13 protein-coding genes and 1 pseudogene are annotated in these 15,928 nt (G+C 55.6%); 9 read left to right on the top strand and 5 right to left on the bottom strand.

The window, feature by feature from the left end; translation table 11 throughout:
- The first annotated feature begins 295 nt into the window (after window positions 1–295).
- From H9L05_RS04750 to H9L05_RS04730, 6 genes are all read left to right on the top strand, one after another.
- Entirely contained in the window at window positions 296–1,369 is a 1,074-nt protein-coding gene (locus H9L05_RS04750; protein ID WP_223284734.1) for an MFS transporter, read from the top strand.
- Window positions 1,366–1,587, top strand: a complete 222-nt coding sequence (locus H9L05_RS23120; RefSeq protein WP_223284733.1) for a hypothetical protein — start codon at window positions 1,366–1,368, stop codon at window positions 1,585–1,587. Before H9L05_RS04750 ends, H9L05_RS23120 begins: the two co-directional genes overlap by 4 nt.
- Before the next feature lie 283 nt (window positions 1,588–1,870).
- Entirely contained in the window at window positions 1,871–2,446 is a 576-nt protein-coding gene (locus H9L05_RS04745; RefSeq protein ID WP_187733232.1) for an RNA polymerase sigma-70 factor, read from the top strand.
- Window positions 2,447–2,545: 99 nt separating this feature from the next.
- Window positions 2,546–3,280, top strand: coding sequence for a head GIN domain-containing protein (locus H9L05_RS04740; protein WP_187733231.1), 735 nt, complete (start codon window positions 2,546–2,548; stop codon window positions 3,278–3,280).
- Window positions 3,281–3,371: 91 nt separating this feature from the next.
- Window positions 3,372–4,430, top strand: a complete 1,059-nt coding sequence (locus H9L05_RS04735; RefSeq protein WP_187733230.1) for a FecR family protein — start codon at window positions 3,372–3,374, stop codon at window positions 4,428–4,430.
- Window positions 4,431–4,469: 39 nt separating this feature from the next.
- On the top strand, window positions 4,470–6,203 hold the full coding sequence (locus tag H9L05_RS04730) for a DUF4974 domain-containing protein (RefSeq protein ID WP_187733229.1): 1,734 nt from the start codon (window positions 4,470–4,472) through the stop codon (window positions 6,201–6,203).
- 82 nt (window positions 6,204–6,285) lie between these two features.
- Here the strand turns inward: H9L05_RS04730 and H9L05_RS04725 are convergent, their stop codons facing one another.
- Both H9L05_RS04725 and H9L05_RS04720 read right to left on the bottom strand, forming a co-directional pair.
- Window positions 6,286–7,728, bottom strand: coding sequence for an alpha/beta hydrolase family protein (locus H9L05_RS04725; protein WP_187733228.1), 1,443 nt, complete (start codon window positions 7,726–7,728; stop codon window positions 6,286–6,288).
- Window positions 7,729–8,008: 280 nt separating this feature from the next.
- Window positions 8,009–9,265, bottom strand: coding sequence for an alpha/beta hydrolase family protein (locus H9L05_RS04720; protein ID WP_187733227.1), 1,257 nt, complete (start codon window positions 9,263–9,265; stop codon window positions 8,009–8,011).
- A gap of 487 nt (window positions 9,266–9,752) precedes the next feature.
- Between H9L05_RS04720 and H9L05_RS04715 the strand changes: the two genes are divergently transcribed.
- The gene (locus tag H9L05_RS04715) at window positions 9,753–10,439 is read left to right on the top strand and encodes an SGNH/GDSL hydrolase family protein (RefSeq protein ID WP_187733226.1); all 687 of its coding nucleotides are present in this window, start codon (window positions 9,753–9,755) and stop codon (window positions 10,437–10,439) included.
- A 184-nt stretch (window positions 10,440–10,623) separates the two neighbouring features.
- Here the strand turns inward: H9L05_RS04715 and H9L05_RS04710 are convergent, their stop codons facing one another.
- The 3 genes from H9L05_RS04710 to H9L05_RS04700 all read right to left on the bottom strand — a co-directional run bounded on the left by H9L05_RS04710 (window position 10,624) and on the right by H9L05_RS04700 (window position 12,286).
- Window positions 10,624–11,133, bottom strand: a complete 510-nt coding sequence (locus H9L05_RS04710) for a DUF1905 domain-containing protein (RefSeq protein ID WP_187733225.1) — start codon at window positions 11,131–11,133, stop codon at window positions 10,624–10,626.
- A gap of 39 nt (window positions 11,134–11,172) precedes the next feature.
- A complete protein-coding gene (locus H9L05_RS04705) occupies window positions 11,173–11,628 on the bottom strand; it encodes a hypothetical protein (protein WP_187733224.1) in 456 nt (151 codons plus the stop codon).
- A 184-nt stretch (window positions 11,629–11,812) separates the two neighbouring features.
- Window positions 11,813–12,286: an NTF2 fold immunity protein gene (locus tag H9L05_RS04700; protein ID WP_187733223.1), complete on the bottom strand. Its 474-nt coding sequence runs from the start codon at window positions 12,284–12,286 to the stop codon at window positions 11,813–11,815.
- A 154-nt stretch (window positions 12,287–12,440) separates the two neighbouring features.
- Between H9L05_RS04700 and uvrA the strand changes: the two are divergent.
- Window positions 12,441–15,278 (top strand): annotated as a pseudogene (gene uvrA, locus H9L05_RS04695) (excinuclease ABC subunit UvrA).
- A 71-nt stretch (window positions 15,279–15,349) separates the two neighbouring features.
- Window positions 15,350–15,763: a DUF2251 domain-containing protein gene (locus H9L05_RS04690; RefSeq protein ID WP_187733222.1), complete on the top strand. Its 414-nt coding sequence runs from the start codon at window positions 15,350–15,352 to the stop codon at window positions 15,761–15,763.
- Window positions 15,764–15,928: the final 165 nt, after the last annotated feature.

The following is a 15,928-nucleotide window of genomic DNA, read 5'->3' as shown; positions in this document are numbered from 1 at the left end:
AATATGCGCTTGGCCAACTGAATTATGGTAGCCGGATTCCTCTAAAATACTAATACGAGTTTGTTTCACCACCCGGATTAAGTACAATAGCGCGCAGCCAGACGAAAAAAGCCCCCCAAGGTTTGAATACCAGCAGTTCTGTTGCTCACCATGCACCCACTGTGTGAAAACCAATTCTGAACGCCCTTTGTACTTAGGGCCAACTCACTAATAAAGCCGAGGTCGGTGCGTGGTAACCCTGCTTTCCAGCGGGGTTGCGCTACCTTTAAGTCCGATTTCGACCTGCGTTTCTCTTATGTCCGTTCTTTCCTCTGCCGGGCCCCACGATCCATACGCCGCCCTGCGGCTGCCCGAGTTTCGGCGCCTGCTGTCAGCTCGCGTGTGCATGACCGTCGCTACCCAAATTCAGGGCGTGGTGGTGAGCTGGCAAATGTTTCAGCTCACGAATGATCCTCTGGCGTTAGGCCTGATTGGCTTGGCCGAAGCAATCCCTAGTATTGTGGTGTCGCTGTACGCCGGGCACGTGGCAGACTCGGTGCGGCGCAAGAATATTATTGTGGCTGCCGTCACGGTATTGCTTTTCTGCTCCGTGACGCTGTTTATGCTCACCCGGCCAATTGGGTCGTGGCTGCTGGCAAAGGATCAGTTTTATACGCTGCCGCTGTACGCTGTCATATTCGTGAGTGGCATTGCACGCGGCTTTCTGGGGCCAGCGCTTTTTTCCTTTATGCCCCAGCTTATCCCCGACCGCGAGCGGCTATCAAATGCCATTACCTGGAACAGCACCACGTATCAGGCGGCCGCCGTGCTGGGTCCAGCCATTGGGGGGCTTTTATTTGCCAAGGCTGGTATCAATACCGCTTACGGCGTTGATGCGGTGCTGATGGCGATGGCCCTGCTGTTGTACGGTAGCATTGCGGGCCGCGCCCTGCCCGCGATAGAAGGTGAGCGCTTGGATTTAAAGGAAAGTATTCTCTCAGGCGTGCAGTTTATTTTTAGCAACCAGCTGGTGCTGGCGGCATTATCGCTCGATCTGTTTGCGGTGCTCTTTGGCGGAGCCGTAGCTCTGTTGCCCATTTTCGCCGATACCATTCTGCGTACGGGCCCCGAAGGACTAGGCTACTTGCGCGCCGCCCCGGCTGTGGGCTCGGTGCTGATGGCCGTGCTGATGACGTATTTCCCCTTAAGGCGCCGGGCCGGGCGCAAGCTGTTGTGGGCCGTGGGGGCTTTGGCGTCGCGACCATCTGCTTCGCGCTATCGCGCAACTTTTGGCTGTCGTTGGTATTGCTGTTTCTTACCGGGGCGTTCGACTCCGTCTCAGTTATCGTGCGCTCTACGCTGCTGCATACCTTCACACCAGAGCATATGAAAGGCCGCGTTTCGGCCGTGAACAACATTTTCATCGGTTCTTCCAACGAAATCGGTTCCTTTGAGTCGGGAGCGGCAGCCCGACTTATGGGCGTTGTCCCGTCGGTGATATTTGGTGGTGTGATGACGCTGTTGGTGGTGGGAATCACAGCTATTAAAGCGGATAAATTGCGTCGTCTTGATTTAACACCCGAGGCAGAGCCTGTTGCAGCAGCCTAATAATTCTTTTAGGGTCATTAGCGCACTCTAGAATTCGGATTCAGGTACTTATCCAGTAAAAAATAGGAACATAAGACTGGGTATCAGCAGGTAAAGCTGTATTGTTGCACCCATATTACTTACCTGAGCACGTAAATAGATTCGCCATATTCTTCGCGTTACCAAACATTAAGCGAAACAGATAATGGGCTATGGTTGAAGAGTTTACCTTGTGTTTGGGCTGTTTAGAAGAGTTAGTATATAAGGTGAATTCAGGAGTTGTGGTTGTCATTTCCACCTCGATATGTCTATCGCTACCGAACCTGCCTCTGATTTAGAGCTTCGCTTGGCAGAGCTGCAGCGCACGGATGCGGAGGCGTTTATGGAAACGTTATTCAGAGCCTTCTACCGGTCGCTGGCGAATGTCGTTTTCCGAATAGTGCAGGACCGCGCCGTCGCTGAGGATTTGGTGCAAGACGTGCTCTTGAACGTGTGGAAAAACCGCGACACTCTTCATATTACCTCCACCTACCAGGCTTACTTATATCGGGCGGCTATGAATGCCGCTCTGCGCCACGCTGCCCGTCAGAAGCGCCAAATAGCGTGGGACGAAGCCAGCCTGCCCGACCCCGGCCGCAATACCACCGATGAACAAGTGCACGGCCAGGAAGCCGAAGCTGCCGTAGCCGCCGCTCTCGATTCTCTGCCGCCCCAATGCCGCGCCGTGTTCTTACTGAGCAGGCAGGAAGGCATGAGCTACCAGCAGATTGCCGATGCCTTGGAAGTAGCCCCCAAAACGGTGGAAAACCAGATGGGTAAAGCCCTGCGGCTGCTTCGAAAAGGCCTTCAAGGTCTGTTGCACAGCTTTTTGTGTTGGTAAAAGCTACGGCAAAAAAATATTTTCACCTGACGTAGGGGTAATGGCGGGGATGTGAGTCTTACTACTGAAAGCCTTCCATCTCCCAACCTATTGTCAGCTATGAAAAAGCTACTGCTCTTATTGGCATTACCAGCCGTCCTGCTTACTACCACCGCCTGCGACCGCGAAGGCGACCTGCTAGGCCCGAGCGTGCGCGGTACCGGCCCGACCCAAACAGAAACCCGAACCATCAATAGCTTCAGCCGCCTCGAGCTTAAGATCGATGCCGACGTAATTCTGACCCAGGGCAGCCCCCAGGAAGTGCGAATAGAAGCCCAGCGCAACATTCTCGACGTACTTGAAACGGAGCTGGCCGGTGACAAGCTGGAGATAGAGTATGGACGCTACAATGTGCGCGGCCATAATCCTGTCCAAATCTATATAACGGTGCCTGCGCTGACCGAAGTGGAAGTGTCAGGGTCAGGGAAAGTGAGCAGCACAACGCCCTGGACAGCTACCAGCTTCCGCGTGGGCGTGTCAGGTTCGGGTGAGGCTAGCTTAATTTTCAATAAAGCTGATGCTTTACGGACGAGCATATCAGGCTCGGGCGCGGCAAAACTGAGCGGCTTGGCGCCCAGCCACAACGTTAACATCAGCGGATCGGGTCGGGTAGATGCCTACGGCCTGGATACGCAGGACAGTTACGTAGCCATTGCCGGATCGGGGAGAAGCTACGTGCGCGCCTCACGAACGCTTAATGCCGACATTACAGGCAGTGGCTCGGTTTACTACCGTGGCAACCCCGCCGTAAGCAGCCGAATTACGGGTTCAGGCAAGGTGCTATCCGATAATTAGGTTGCCTTGCATTGCTTCGGGGGAATTGCTAAACTGCCTTCCGCAGCCCTGAAAACACCGAATTTAGCAGGCTCAGTTGCCGCTCCTGTTCATGCCCGACTTGTATTCCGACACAGATGCCCCCTGGGATCTGCTGGCCAAACACTTGGCTGGCGAGGCCTCTGCGTCGGAACAACAGGAGCTGCATGCTTGGGTAACGGCTATGCCAGAGCGTTTGCCGCTGCTTACCGCCGCCATCCGGGCGTGGGAGCGAGGCGGAACTGCCACTGAAGAATTTGTGGAAGCTGATGTGGAACCAGCCTGGCAGCGCTTCCGGGTAGCCGCTGACCTAGCTCCAGCGGCCCCGGTTCAGGCAGCAATACCGGCGGGGAAAGTGGTGCCGATGTGGGCTGCCGCGCGGCCGTGGCTACGGGTGGCGGCAGCGGTACTGCTGCTAGTGGGCGTATGGAGTCTGTTGCGTGTTTTTTTGCCCCCCAGCCAGCAGGAAATGGTAACCGTGACGGCTGGTGCCCAGCGCCAACAAACCACATTGCCCGATGGCAGCCAGGTGTGGGTGAATCGTCATTCTACGCTAAGCTACGCTGCCAACTTCAACCAAACGGCTCGGGTAGTACAGCTACAGGGGGAGGCGTTTTTTGAAGTGAAAAAAGACCACGGCCGCCCATTCACGGTGCTTGCTAATGAAACCCGTACGCAGGTATTAGGTACGTCCTTCAACGTGCGAGCCTACGGCGCTGAAGACTCAGTAGAAGTGGCCGTAGTGACAGGACGAGTGGCTTTCAGCCCGGTGCGTCGCTTGCCAACTGGCTCTGATTCGGTGCTGCTGACGGCAGGATTGCGCGGGGTGATTCATCGGGTAGCGCCCACGGCGGCGGTGCAGAAACCCATTGTGGATCCCAACTTCCGCGCCTGGCAGCGCCAGGAATTAGTATTTGACAATCAGTCGTTGGAACAACTCGCTCAAACGCTGACCCGCTACTACGACCAACCCGTAACGCTGGCCAATCCGGCTCTTGGTCGCTGCCGTTTCACGGGGACGTTCGCCCAGGCCAGTTTACCTCAGGTGCTGCGCGTGGTGAGTTTATCGGCCAACTTAACGGTAAGCCAATCAGGCGCCGGCTATATACTCGACGGGCCGGGCTGCCGCTAGCAGCTCGGAATTTCTTTCGCCTTTTAAACCACAATAGCTATGCGAAACCGCATATGCCTAGCCCTGGCCTTGTTTTTTGCCCTAGGCGGGCTACCTACTCAGGCCCAAAATAGCTCAGCTTCAGTGCTGGAGCGCAAAGTGACAGTGACCTTCAATCAGGCGCCGCTCGAATCGGTGCTGCGTACGCTGCGGCGCCAATATGGCGTGCGTATATCCTACAGCAATACGGCGCTTGATTTAAGCCAACCCGTGACGCTCAGTGTGCAAAATCAGTCGCTACGCTTCGTGCTGAACATTGTACTAGCTGGTAAAAACATCGGCTACGAGCTGGTAGGCGACCAAGTGGTGCTGCACTCCATAACTCCGTCTAAGCCTGGAGTTGATTCAGGAGCAAATGCAGCAAGCAAGGGCACCGCCACAAAGGCAACGGCCACTACTAGCTCAACCCCAAGCAAGCCGCAGTCGAGTAAACCGCTGCCAAGTAAGAAAAAAGCCCCCCAGGCTTCGACTGCCGTAGCTGCGAATGATACCGCAAAGTCGGGGACTCAATCGGTGCAAACCGCCGCGCCAGCTACCAGCGCAAGTGTTGCCTCGGTTCCATCCGGCTCAGTGGATACACTCACCGCTACCGCCTCGACAGATTCTACAGCGCAGCTGGCTACCCCAGAGGTTGCAGCAGAAAAAACGCGGCGGCCTACGGTTACCAAGCAGGTACAGGTTTCTTTTCTGGGACCTTTGGGGTCGAATGGCTTGCGTAGCGGCCAAACGGTGAATAGAGTGTCGTTGAACGTGCTGGGGGGCTATTCGGCGGGAGTGAATGGGGTAGAAGCCGCGGGCCTGTTCAACGTGGACCGCGACTCGGTGCGAGGTGTGCAGGTTGCTGGTCTGGCCAACGTGGTGGGGCGCAACCTGACTGGCTTTCAGGGGGCAGGGTTGCTGAATGTACTGGGCGGCGCGGGTACAGGGTGGCAGGCAGCGGGCTTGTTCAACGTAGCTACTCGTCCCGTAAGCGGGGCCCAAACGGCTGGTCTGTTCAATTATGTTGGCCCTTCCAAAAAAGCCCCCCAGGTAGCTACTGATGAGAATAATGACGCGAAAATGCTCCCCGGTCGACCAACGTTTCAGGCCGCTGGCTTATTCAACGTAGCACTGGGAGAAGTGCGGGGTGCGCAGGCTGCTGGCTTGTTTAATGTCGGCGGTATGGTGCGGGGCGTGCAACTAGCGGGGCTGCTTAATGTTGCTGACTCGGTAGCGGGCGTGAGCATTGCGCCGCTCAACTTTGTGCGCCGCGGCTACCACCGTGTGGAAGTAATTAATACAGAATCGTGGCCCGTAAGCGCAAGTCTGAAGCTGGGCGGTTCCCCTAGCTTCTACACCTTTTTCACCGGCGCCTACGATGGCTTCGGCAGCCGCGACCGACGCTGGGGCCTTGGCTATGGTGTGGGCACCGAAGTATTTGCCCAGCGCCGCGTCAGCTTAAGTATTGATGCGGTAGCTATGCACGTAAACGAGGAAAGCCGCGGCTGGACCGAAGACCTGAATCTGCACAACCAGCTGCGCCTGATGGTAGGTTTCGCACCCCTGAAAGCAGGTGGCCGGCTGCGCATTGTGGCTGGGCCCACGGTGAGCGTACTCGTCACCCAGCGCTACGATACGGAGCGTGCTCAAGTGTACTCCAGCCTTCTGCAAAACCGCAGCCTCTGGCTCGACGAGGGCGACACGAATACCCGTGTTCTGGGCTGGATTGGCTACAGCGTTGGGGTGCGCTTATAAGCTTTCTATAGCGAAACCCGCTCAACCCGTTCTTCGCGCTAAGAACGAGTTGAGCGGGTTTCGCTATAGAAAGCCCAAACGGTTACCGGCTGGCCTGGCTCTTGGTTTGCTTAGAGAAGCTGGGCTTCAGGCGTTTGAAAAAAGCAGTGTGCGCCGCTAGCTTTTTAGCATCGGGCTGCCCGCTACGCTCCATTACCCACTCACGGATGGTATTCAACGCCTTAGGTGAGAAAGCTGGCTGTTGCTCACCATTGACTATGGGCCACTCTTTAGGGTCGGGCTGAAAGGAATGATTGACGCCGGCCAGCTTATGCACGGTTACATCGCGGTTGCTGTTAAGGCCTTTCGACAGGATAGTAAGATTGGTGCGGGCCGCTACCTGCAGGTCGTCTATGCCGTTGAGGGCCAGCACCGGGCACCGTACGTCAGACAATTTGTGGGTAGGGTCGAAATCCATGAAATAGCGCGACCAAGGCGTGGTGAGCTGAATGGAACGCGCTTTGGCCATTACTGGGTCGATATGGGTGTTGTTGAGCCGCAGAATACCGGCCAGTTTAGCGCGGGCCTGGGTGTCATCCGGGGTCTGACGTATGACATCAACCATGCGGTTGTGCAGATCGACGGCCGCTTGCACCTGCTGTGCATCTGACCCGATAAGTCGCATAATCTCTACCTGCTGCCGCAGAAGCACATCGCGGCCGGTTAAGCCGTAGCCCGCTAACGATACCACGAAGTCCGGGGCCTTAGTATGCAGATCGGCGGCGGCGAGCAAGGCTACGTTGGCCCCTTCGCCGTGGCCTAGCAGGCCCACGTGCTGCGGATCGATGAGGTCACGGGAGCGGAGGAAAGTCAGGGCTGCTTGCGCATCGCCTACCAAATCGACGGTGGTAGCCGTGCGGTAGTCACCGCCCGATTTGCCCACGCCCCGGTCATCAAAACGCAGCACCGCGATGCCGCGCCGGGTCAGATAGTCGGCCAGCTGCCCGAACATGCGGTATTCCTGCTGCCCGGCGTCACGATCCTGCGGGCCTGTATCGGATAGCAGAGCTACAGCCGGGAACGGTCCCGGGCCGGCCGGTACAGTCAGGGTGCCCGCCAATTTGAGCTTGGCGGCGGCATTCATAAACGTCACATCCTCTTCGCGGTAGGGCGGAGTCAGGCGCGCTTTTTTCGCTACCGGCGGGGTAGAAACTACCAGCCGCTTTAGCACAAGCGGAGCAGTAAGGCCCGGCTGCTTCCAGGTTCCGGTGAGAGTAGCGCCGCCCTGACCTACTTTACCCACAAAACTGCTGCCGGCCTGCTCCATGCGCAGCGTCAGATCGTTGCCTTTCAGCTCAACTTCCACCGGCATGCGGTTTACTCGTTGCTTCGGCACGTCAAGCGCCGCATAGTAAGAGCCGTTGGTGAGCGGCATGATGGTGATAATCAGCTCCAAACTGCCCCCCGGCACCTTCAGCAAGCCTTTCCACTGGCCTTTTAAAGGGGCAGGATCAGCAGCTACGGTAATGGTAGGCAGCCAAAGCATAAGACAGGCTAACAGAGAAATGAGTAAAGATTTCTTCATAAAGTTACAATATTTGCATCATTGAAACCTGTGAGTGAGAACATGGGCGTATCTTCTTAATCGTGGATAATTGTGATTAAGAAAGCTTGGTAAGCTATTTTGGGTTAATTTAATACAAATATTTGCACCAACACAATTCATGTGCCGTTCAGATAGAATGTGCTTTGTATTAGAAAAATATAAGAATGTGGTTAACGGACGTTTATAAGGCCTGCTGATACCTCAATAGTCAATTCACCGCTTACTTAGCTCGTTGCACAATCCAGTCGCCCATTGCTTGCAGGGCCGTGGGGGAAAAGGTCTCCGCAATGCCCTCATACTCAGTTACGGCACCAGTGGAGGCTGTCTGAAAAAGGTGATTCAGGCCGGAAAGCTCCCGCACGGTTACGTCGCGGTTGCCTCCGGTTTTCAAAGCTTTTTCGATGGATTTCAGATTGAGCTCGGCGGCTACCAGCAGGTCTTTGGAGCCATTGAGGGCCAGCACCGGGCACTTAATAGTGCGCAGGTTTTTGGGCGGATTATCCTCCAGCATAAAGCGGTAAGCGGGAGTCGTCATCATGGCGGCTTTATCCTCCGCTAGCTTTTGCATCTGGGCGGCCTGCTCAGGAGGCAGCGGAATGGGCGGAATCATGGCCGGAATGAGGCGGGCCCGCGCGTGCTTATTGTCGCTGATCTGCTGCACGATATTGAGCAGGGCCCGCTGGCGCTGCTCTACGCCAGCCAGAATCTTGGCGTCGTGCGTTTTTAGCCGAGATATATCCAGCGTCTGCCGCACAATTACTTCTGGTCCCAGCACACCGGGCGTAGCCAGCAATACCAAAAAGCTGGGGGTTTGCGCTTTATTGGCGGCGGCAATGGCAGCCGTACCGCCTTCGCTGTGGCCCACCAGACCAAGGCTTTTGCTATTTATCTCGCGACGGGTACGCAGAAAGTCCAGGGCGGCCTGAGCATCGGTAGCGTAGTCGGCGGCCGTGGCCGTGGCCGAATTGCCCCCCGACTGTCCCACACCCCGGTCGTCGAAGCGCAGTACGGCAATGCCGCGGCGGGTGAGGTAGTCGGCAATTACCCAGAAAGGGCGGTGACCAAATACGGCCTGGTCGCGGTTTTGGGCGCCGGAGCCCGAAAGCAGCACCACGGCCGGAAATGGCCCCGCGCCCTGGGGCACCGTGAGAGTACCCGCGAACTGAATACCGGCGGCCTTATTGGCAAAGCGTACTTCTTCCTCGCGGTAAGGAAACGGCGCTGTGGGCTCCTGGGGGCGCTTGGCGTTTTTGCTGCCCACAGCCGATTTGGTGGACACCGTGGTCGGGGCAGCGGCTGCCGCCGCGGCTACTACTGCGGTGCTTGTGCGCTGCAACAACAGGGGCAGTCTGGCGCCGTTCTGCCGCCACTTACCAGTTATCAGGCCGCCGTTGGGCGCTATGCGGCCCGCAAACGAAGCCCGAATGGCACTGGCCTGTAAGTGCAGGCTGTCGCCGCGCACCTCTACACGCTCCACGGCGATATCGTGAGCATTTTGGGTGGGTATGTCGAGGCTGGCGGTGCGCTTTCCGTTTATATCAGTTATATCAATCTGAAGTTGGAGCAGCTTACCGCTCGGTATTTTCAGGGTGCCGCTCCATTTGCCCCCAGGGTTGGGAGGGGCGCGGCGCTGAGCAGGGAGGCACTACAAACAAGTGCCAGTTGGAGGAAAAGCAGAAGCGGAGTGGTAAAACGCATATATGGCGGGATAGGAATAGCTACGGTGGGTGCAAAACGCCGGCCAGGGATGAGAATAGTATAACGTTCCGCAAATTTTGCTACTTCACACACCTGTTCTTCATCGCTGCCCGAGGCGCACTTTGCGTAAGTAAAGCGCGGCCGGCTGGGGGGCATTTCTAAGGTTGAACGACAGACTTTACGATTTAGCGCCCCGCGCCAAGCCTTTTGGTTACCTGTTTCGGTAGTATCTTATCGTGCAGCAATTCTCGTTTTTGCCCTTCAGCATGCTCACATCCCACTATATGCGAATTGGTTTTACTCTTCTGCTTCTGTCGTGGCTGGCGCTAAGTGGCTACGCCCAAACAACGGCGCCACCCGCCGCCCAATGGACGACCGAGCTGCGCGCATTTGCCCGCCAGGATAGCCTCAAAAAGCCCCCCATAGCGTCCATTCTGTTTTACGGCAGCTCCTCCATCCGCATGTGGGAAACGCTGGACACCGATTTTCCCAATCAGCCAGTGCTGAATCGTGGCTTCGGCGGCTCGCGCTTCCCCGATGCCATTCAGCTGTTTGATCAGCTGGTCTTGCGCTACCGGCCTCGGCAAGTGGTGATCTACGAAGGCGACAACGACATTGCCGCCGGCGCTACGCCCCAGGAAGTGTACGCGTCGTTCCGGACGTTTGAGAAGCTGATGCGCCGGAAGCTGCCCAAGTCACAGCTGGTTTTTCTGGCCATCAAGCCCAGTCTGGCGCGCTGGGAGCTTTACCCCAAAATGCAGGAGGCAAACAACCTCATCCGTCAATACATGGAGAAGCGCCCCAAACGGCTGCGTTTCGTGGATGTAGGCACGCCCATGCTCGGCCCCGATGGCAAGCCCCGACTCGAGCTGTTCCTGGAAGATGGCCTGCACATGACCCGCGCCGGCTATGAAATCTGGACGGAGGCAGTACGGCCGGTTTTAGCTAAGTAAGGAGGCGTTCCCAAAAATATTGAACGTCATGCAGAGCAGAGCGAAGCATCTCGCGTGCTGATGTTGCCAAGCTAAACAATTAAACACGCGAGATGCTTCGCTCTGCTCTGCATGACCGCCTAGTGACTGCCTGAGCACAGCAAGGAGCAAAAACACTTTCCTCAGCCGCCGCTGGGGGGCTTTTTTACGTCGGTGGCAGGCAGCTTTTCGTGTTGGGGGGCAAATGTGCCAGCCGCGTGCAGGCGGCTTCGGCGCGAACTACCTTTTGCTCATCGGTGGAAGCGGCCGCTACCCACGCCACCCAGGCTTGCTGGTGGGCGACGGTCAGGCGCTCGTAGGCTTCCAGCGCACCGGGCACCTCCGCCAGACACTCCCGAAAGTCATCGGCGGATACAGTGAGCGGCGCCTCTTGATCGGGGCAGAAGAGCACCAGCCGCACCACGTCGCCGGCCTGCTTGCCCAACTGCTTGCGAATAGCGGCCTTCACCGGCAGAAACAGCCGACCCTGACCCATGGACATCAAGTGAGTGTCGGTTAACTCAAACGCATCGATGTGCCCGCTCACCGGCAGCGTGCTGAAGTAGCCCTTGGAACCCGCAAACGACGCTGGCGCCGGTACGGGTGCATACGTCCAGCCACCTTTGCCGGAAAATTTCTCCAGCGTCACGTCTGCATTTATGACTTCAATGGGCATGGGTTGGGTATAAAACAGATAAAATATTCTAGGATTGAGCTACCTCATATGGTATAAGTATATAGCAAAAATTATCATTCTACCTAATTCATTCTTGTTCAACTTGTCATATTTCTTATTGTAATCGGTTCTCATTTGTTCGAGATTGAAGTCTTCAAAGGCTGAGTATTCCGACTTCGATTTGCGAAAATATTTAGACTTTGATGTTTGAGATATTTCTGAATACAAGTCGATTTTCAATTGTCTGATATAGTCAACACGCTCTTGACTGTATTCTCCTGCTTTATAATATTTAAGCCGTCTTTTAATCTTAGTTTCTGCTTCCTTTTTCCCGCAGAATTCAAACTCGTATGCCAAATCTGTAAAGCAGATGAAGTCATAGGTCATTCCTGTATTATCAGTCATTTTTAATTCGATAATATTGAAAATGAGTTTGATAGGATATGTCTCCAGTGCTGGCGCGAGTTTAGCGCAGCGTAACTCGTGACCAACCATGATGTGGAGGCTGTGCCTCCACTGCCGCGTTAGCGGCAAACTCGCGCGAGATTAAGTTACCGGGACGTTCTAATGCGAGACACAGCCTCGCCCGAATAAGTGTCACGAGTTACGGTGCGCTAAACTCGCGCCAGTTGGGGTACTTTAATTATTACCTGTAATTATTTTCCATGAGTTATTCTTACTATTTTACTATTTTACTATTTCTTGCGTCCACGATGATTAAAAATGTCCCGCCGACAGAATTCTCCAAAAGCGTTCCGCTAATTACCCAGTACTTGTCAATAAAGTATATTTCGTAGGGTCTCTGCCGGGTTATGTTGTCTTTCCCGTAAATGCTGAATAAAATAGGCTCTGCTATACTTATTGCAGTTACGCTATCCTTTATAATGGCATTTTCGTTGTCAATAATGTTATGCTGTATTTTGCCTCCCAGCGCGAATTTCAATTCTTTCTCGGCGTAAGCCCTGCCTAAAACCGTCCTGTCATTTAATTGCTGACTACATGCCGGCTGTGTTAACATGAGAAGCATAAAAAAGTAAATAGCTCTTGCAGTCGTCATTTCCAGTAATTGAGTCGTCATCGCATTGGTGCTAACACCTATATCGCCGCTACTCAGCAGTAGCCTTATTAGTGGCAATATATCTTTGATACGCAAGGTAATAGGGCAGAGCATAACGCCACTAAACCGGCTGCCATCGGTTGCGCAAAACAATTAGGTAGTTACCAACCCAACCACCCCCGCCGTACCTTTGCGAATTCAAAACGCTGTGGGCGAAACCTTCCACCCGCTGCCGGCTGTTACGTTACCTATGCCCAAAACTGCTTCCCTCCAGGTGTCGGCCCCCGCGGACGACCCGATTGACGCGCTTGATCCGCGCGAGTTTATTCTGATTAAAAATGCTCGGGTTCATAATCTCAAAAACCTCAGCGTAGCCCTGCCGCGCAACAAGTTTATTGTCGTTACGGGGCTGTCGGGGTCGGGCAAGTCGAGCCTGGCGTTTGATACGTTGTACGCTGAAGGCCAGCGTATGTACGTGGAGAGCTTGAGCAGCTACGCCCGCCAGTTTCTGGGCCGCATGGACAAGCCCGACGTCGATTATATCCGGGGCATTTCGCCGGCTATTGCCATCGAGCAGAAGGTTTCTATTAAGAACAACCGCTCCACCGTCGGCACCAGCACCGAGATTTATGATTACCTCAAGCTGCTGTTTGCCCGCGTGGGTCGCACGTTTTCGCCCGTCAGCGGCGAGCAGGTGCGCAAGGACAACGTGGCCGACGTGGTCGATTTTCTGTTCACGTTGCCCGATGGCGCGCGCGTGATGCTGCTGGCTCCGCTGACTCCTTCCGAGGAAGGCCGGAAGATGAGCAAGGAGCTGGATTTGCTGCTGCAAAAAGGCTACTCGCGGGTAGTGACGGAAGACGGCGAAGTGTCATTCATCGAAGACCTGATTGGGGAAGGCAAGCCGGAAGTGAAGGGTGCGGTGCACATCATGATTGACCGCGCCGTTATCCGGCCCGGCGACGAAGATTTGCAGTTCCGCCTCTCCGATTCGGTGCAAACCGCCTTTTTCGAGGGCCACGGCACTTGCCTGGTGCGCCTCGACGACGAAACCCGCACCTTCTCCGACCGCTTCGAGCTGGACGGTATGAGCTTCGAGGAGCCGAGCGTCAACTTCTTCAGCTTCAACAATCCCTACGGCGCCTGCCAGACCTGCGAAGGCTTCGGCTCGGTGCTGGGTATTGATGAAGACCTCGTTATTCCCGACCAAAACCTAACCGTGTTTGAGGGCGCCATTGCCCCCTGGCGCACCGATAAGCAGAGTGAGTGGCTGAAGCCTTTGCTGAAAAACGGCATCCGCTTCGACTTCCCCATTCACCGTCCCTACAACGAATTGACCGAAGCCGAGCGCCGCTTGCTTTGGGACGGCAATAAGTACTTTGAGGGCCTCGACGCGTACTTCCGCTGGGTGAGCACCCAGACTCACAAAATCCAGTACCGCGTGCTGCAAAGCCGCTACCGGGGCCGCACCACCTGCCCCGATTGCCGCGGAACACGCCTGCGCAAAGACGCCCAATACGTCAAGATCGACGGCCAGAGCATTACCGACGTAGTGCTGCTGCCGGTGAGCAAGGCCCTGGAGTTTTTCAACAACCTAACCCTAACCGAGCACGACGCCAAAGTGGCCGAGCGCCTCGTAACAGAGGTAACCAACCGCCTGGGTTACCTGCACCGCGTCGGCCTGGGCTACCTCACGCTCAATCGCCTGAGCAGCACGCTCTCGGGGGCGAATCGCAGCGGATTTCGCTGGCGACGTCGCTCGGTTCGGCGCTGGTGGGCTCCATGTATATTCTGGATGAGCCCAGCATCGGCCTGCACCCCAAGGACGCGGAGCAGCTTATTGGCGTGCTGCGCTCCTTGCAGAAACTCGGCAACACCGTGATTGTGGTGGAGCACGAGGAAATGATGATGGAGCAAGCCGACCAGATTATCGACATCGGCCCCGAAGCCGGTTCGGGCGGCGGCAACCTTATGTTCCAGGGCACTTACCCCGAGATTCTAAAAAATACCAGTACCTATACCGGCCAGTATCTGGGGGCAAAATGGAGGTGAAAGTGCCTAGCTCGCGCCGCCCTTGGCGCAATGCCTTGGAAATAACCGGCGCCCGCGAAAACAACCTCAAAAACGTCAACGTGAAGTTTCCCCTGAACGTGATGACGGTGGTAACGGGCGTATCGGGCTCGGGCAAATCGACGCTGGTAAAGCGCATTTTGGCCCCCGCGCTCATGAAGCAGCTCGGTGGCGGAGCCGGTGAGGCTACCGGCCGGTTCGACCGCCTCATGGGCGTGAATGGCCAGGTGACACACGTAGAATTTGTCGATCAGAACCCAATCGGCAAGTCCTCGCGCTCCAACCCTGTAACGTACGTGAAGGCCTACGACGCCATCCGAACCTTGTTTTCAGAGCAGCCTTTGGCCAAAGCGCGCGGCTTGAAGCCTTCGCACTTTAGCTTCAACATCGAAGGCGGACGCTGCGAAGTGTGCCAAGGCGAAGGGCAGGTGAAAATTGAGATGCAGTTTATGGCTGACATCTACCTGACCTGCGAAAGCTGCAACGGCCACAAGTTCAAGCAGGATATTCTGGACGTGAAATTCCAGGAAAAAGGTATCGACGACGTGCTCGACATGACCGTAGCCGACGCCGTGGAGTTCTTCAAAGGCCAGCCCAAAGTAGCCGAACGCCTCAGGCCCCTCGACGACGTAGGACTAGGTTATATCCGCCTGGGCCAGTCGGCCAACACGCTTTCGGGCGGCGAAGCCCAGCGTGTGAAGCTGGCTTCCTTCCTGACCAAAGGCGCCACCTTGCAGCAGGATAAGATCCTCTTCATCTTCGACGAGCCCAGCACCGGCCTTCACTTCCACGACATCAACAAGCTGCTCAAAGCCCTGAACGCCCTGATCGAGCAAGGCAATTCAGTCCTCATCATCGAGCACAACGTCGACATCATCAAGTGCGCCGACTGGATTATCGATCTTGGCCCGGAAGGTGGCCTTAATGGGGGCATTTATTGTTCGAAGGCACGCCCGAGGATATGGTAAAGCTCAAAGACACCAACCACACAGCCCGCTTCCTAGCCGATAAAGTTTAAATTCACCACACAATTAAGTTTGCCGTAAAACGAAGGAGCCGCTACCTAGCGGCTCCTTTTTTATTGTAGCTATGATCTTAAGTGTCGAAGAAAAATTCCGAGTAGGCGAGCCAGAGCCGGGCGAGAAAAACCGCCTGATAAGCAGTGCAGCCGCCAATAACGAGTTTCAGGTTCTATTTGAAGACGATGGCACCACCGGCTACTTCTACGCTTTGCAGAATGGGAGTGAGTTGGGGCTACTGGATGCGCTTCACATCTACAACGTGGCCGATATCGAAGATCGGGACGTGCCTATTACTGCCCAGATCTTCTGGGATGAAGGCCAAAACACGGCTGTGCTGCTCATCAACGGCAAAAGCCACGCGCTGTATGATTTCCAGCGCCAGGCTGGGTTCTGCCGCAACGCTTTTCCGCCCGCCCAAAATGGGCAGTTAGGCTCGCGGGAGCTAACGGATGAACTGGTGGATAAATACTTTGCCGCTTGAGCAGCTCTGAGATTCTCTGGGGGGCAAATTTGGGTTCCAGCACGATGTAGAGACGCAATATTTTGCGACTCTTCGTTGCTGATGTTGTTAGACATGGAAGGTTGCTCGTTCAGTACCAAGTCGTTCAACAAGGAGACGCAAAATGGTGCGTCTCTACATCCTTTG

Origin of the sequence: Hymenobacter qilianensis, assembly GCF_014489555.1 — a bacterium.
Taxonomy (GTDB): domain Bacteria; phylum Bacteroidota; class Bacteroidia; order Cytophagales; family Hymenobacteraceae; genus Hymenobacter; species Hymenobacter qilianensis.
Note: the sequence above shows the minus strand (reverse complement) of the source record. Positions and strands in the feature narration are given on the sequence as shown.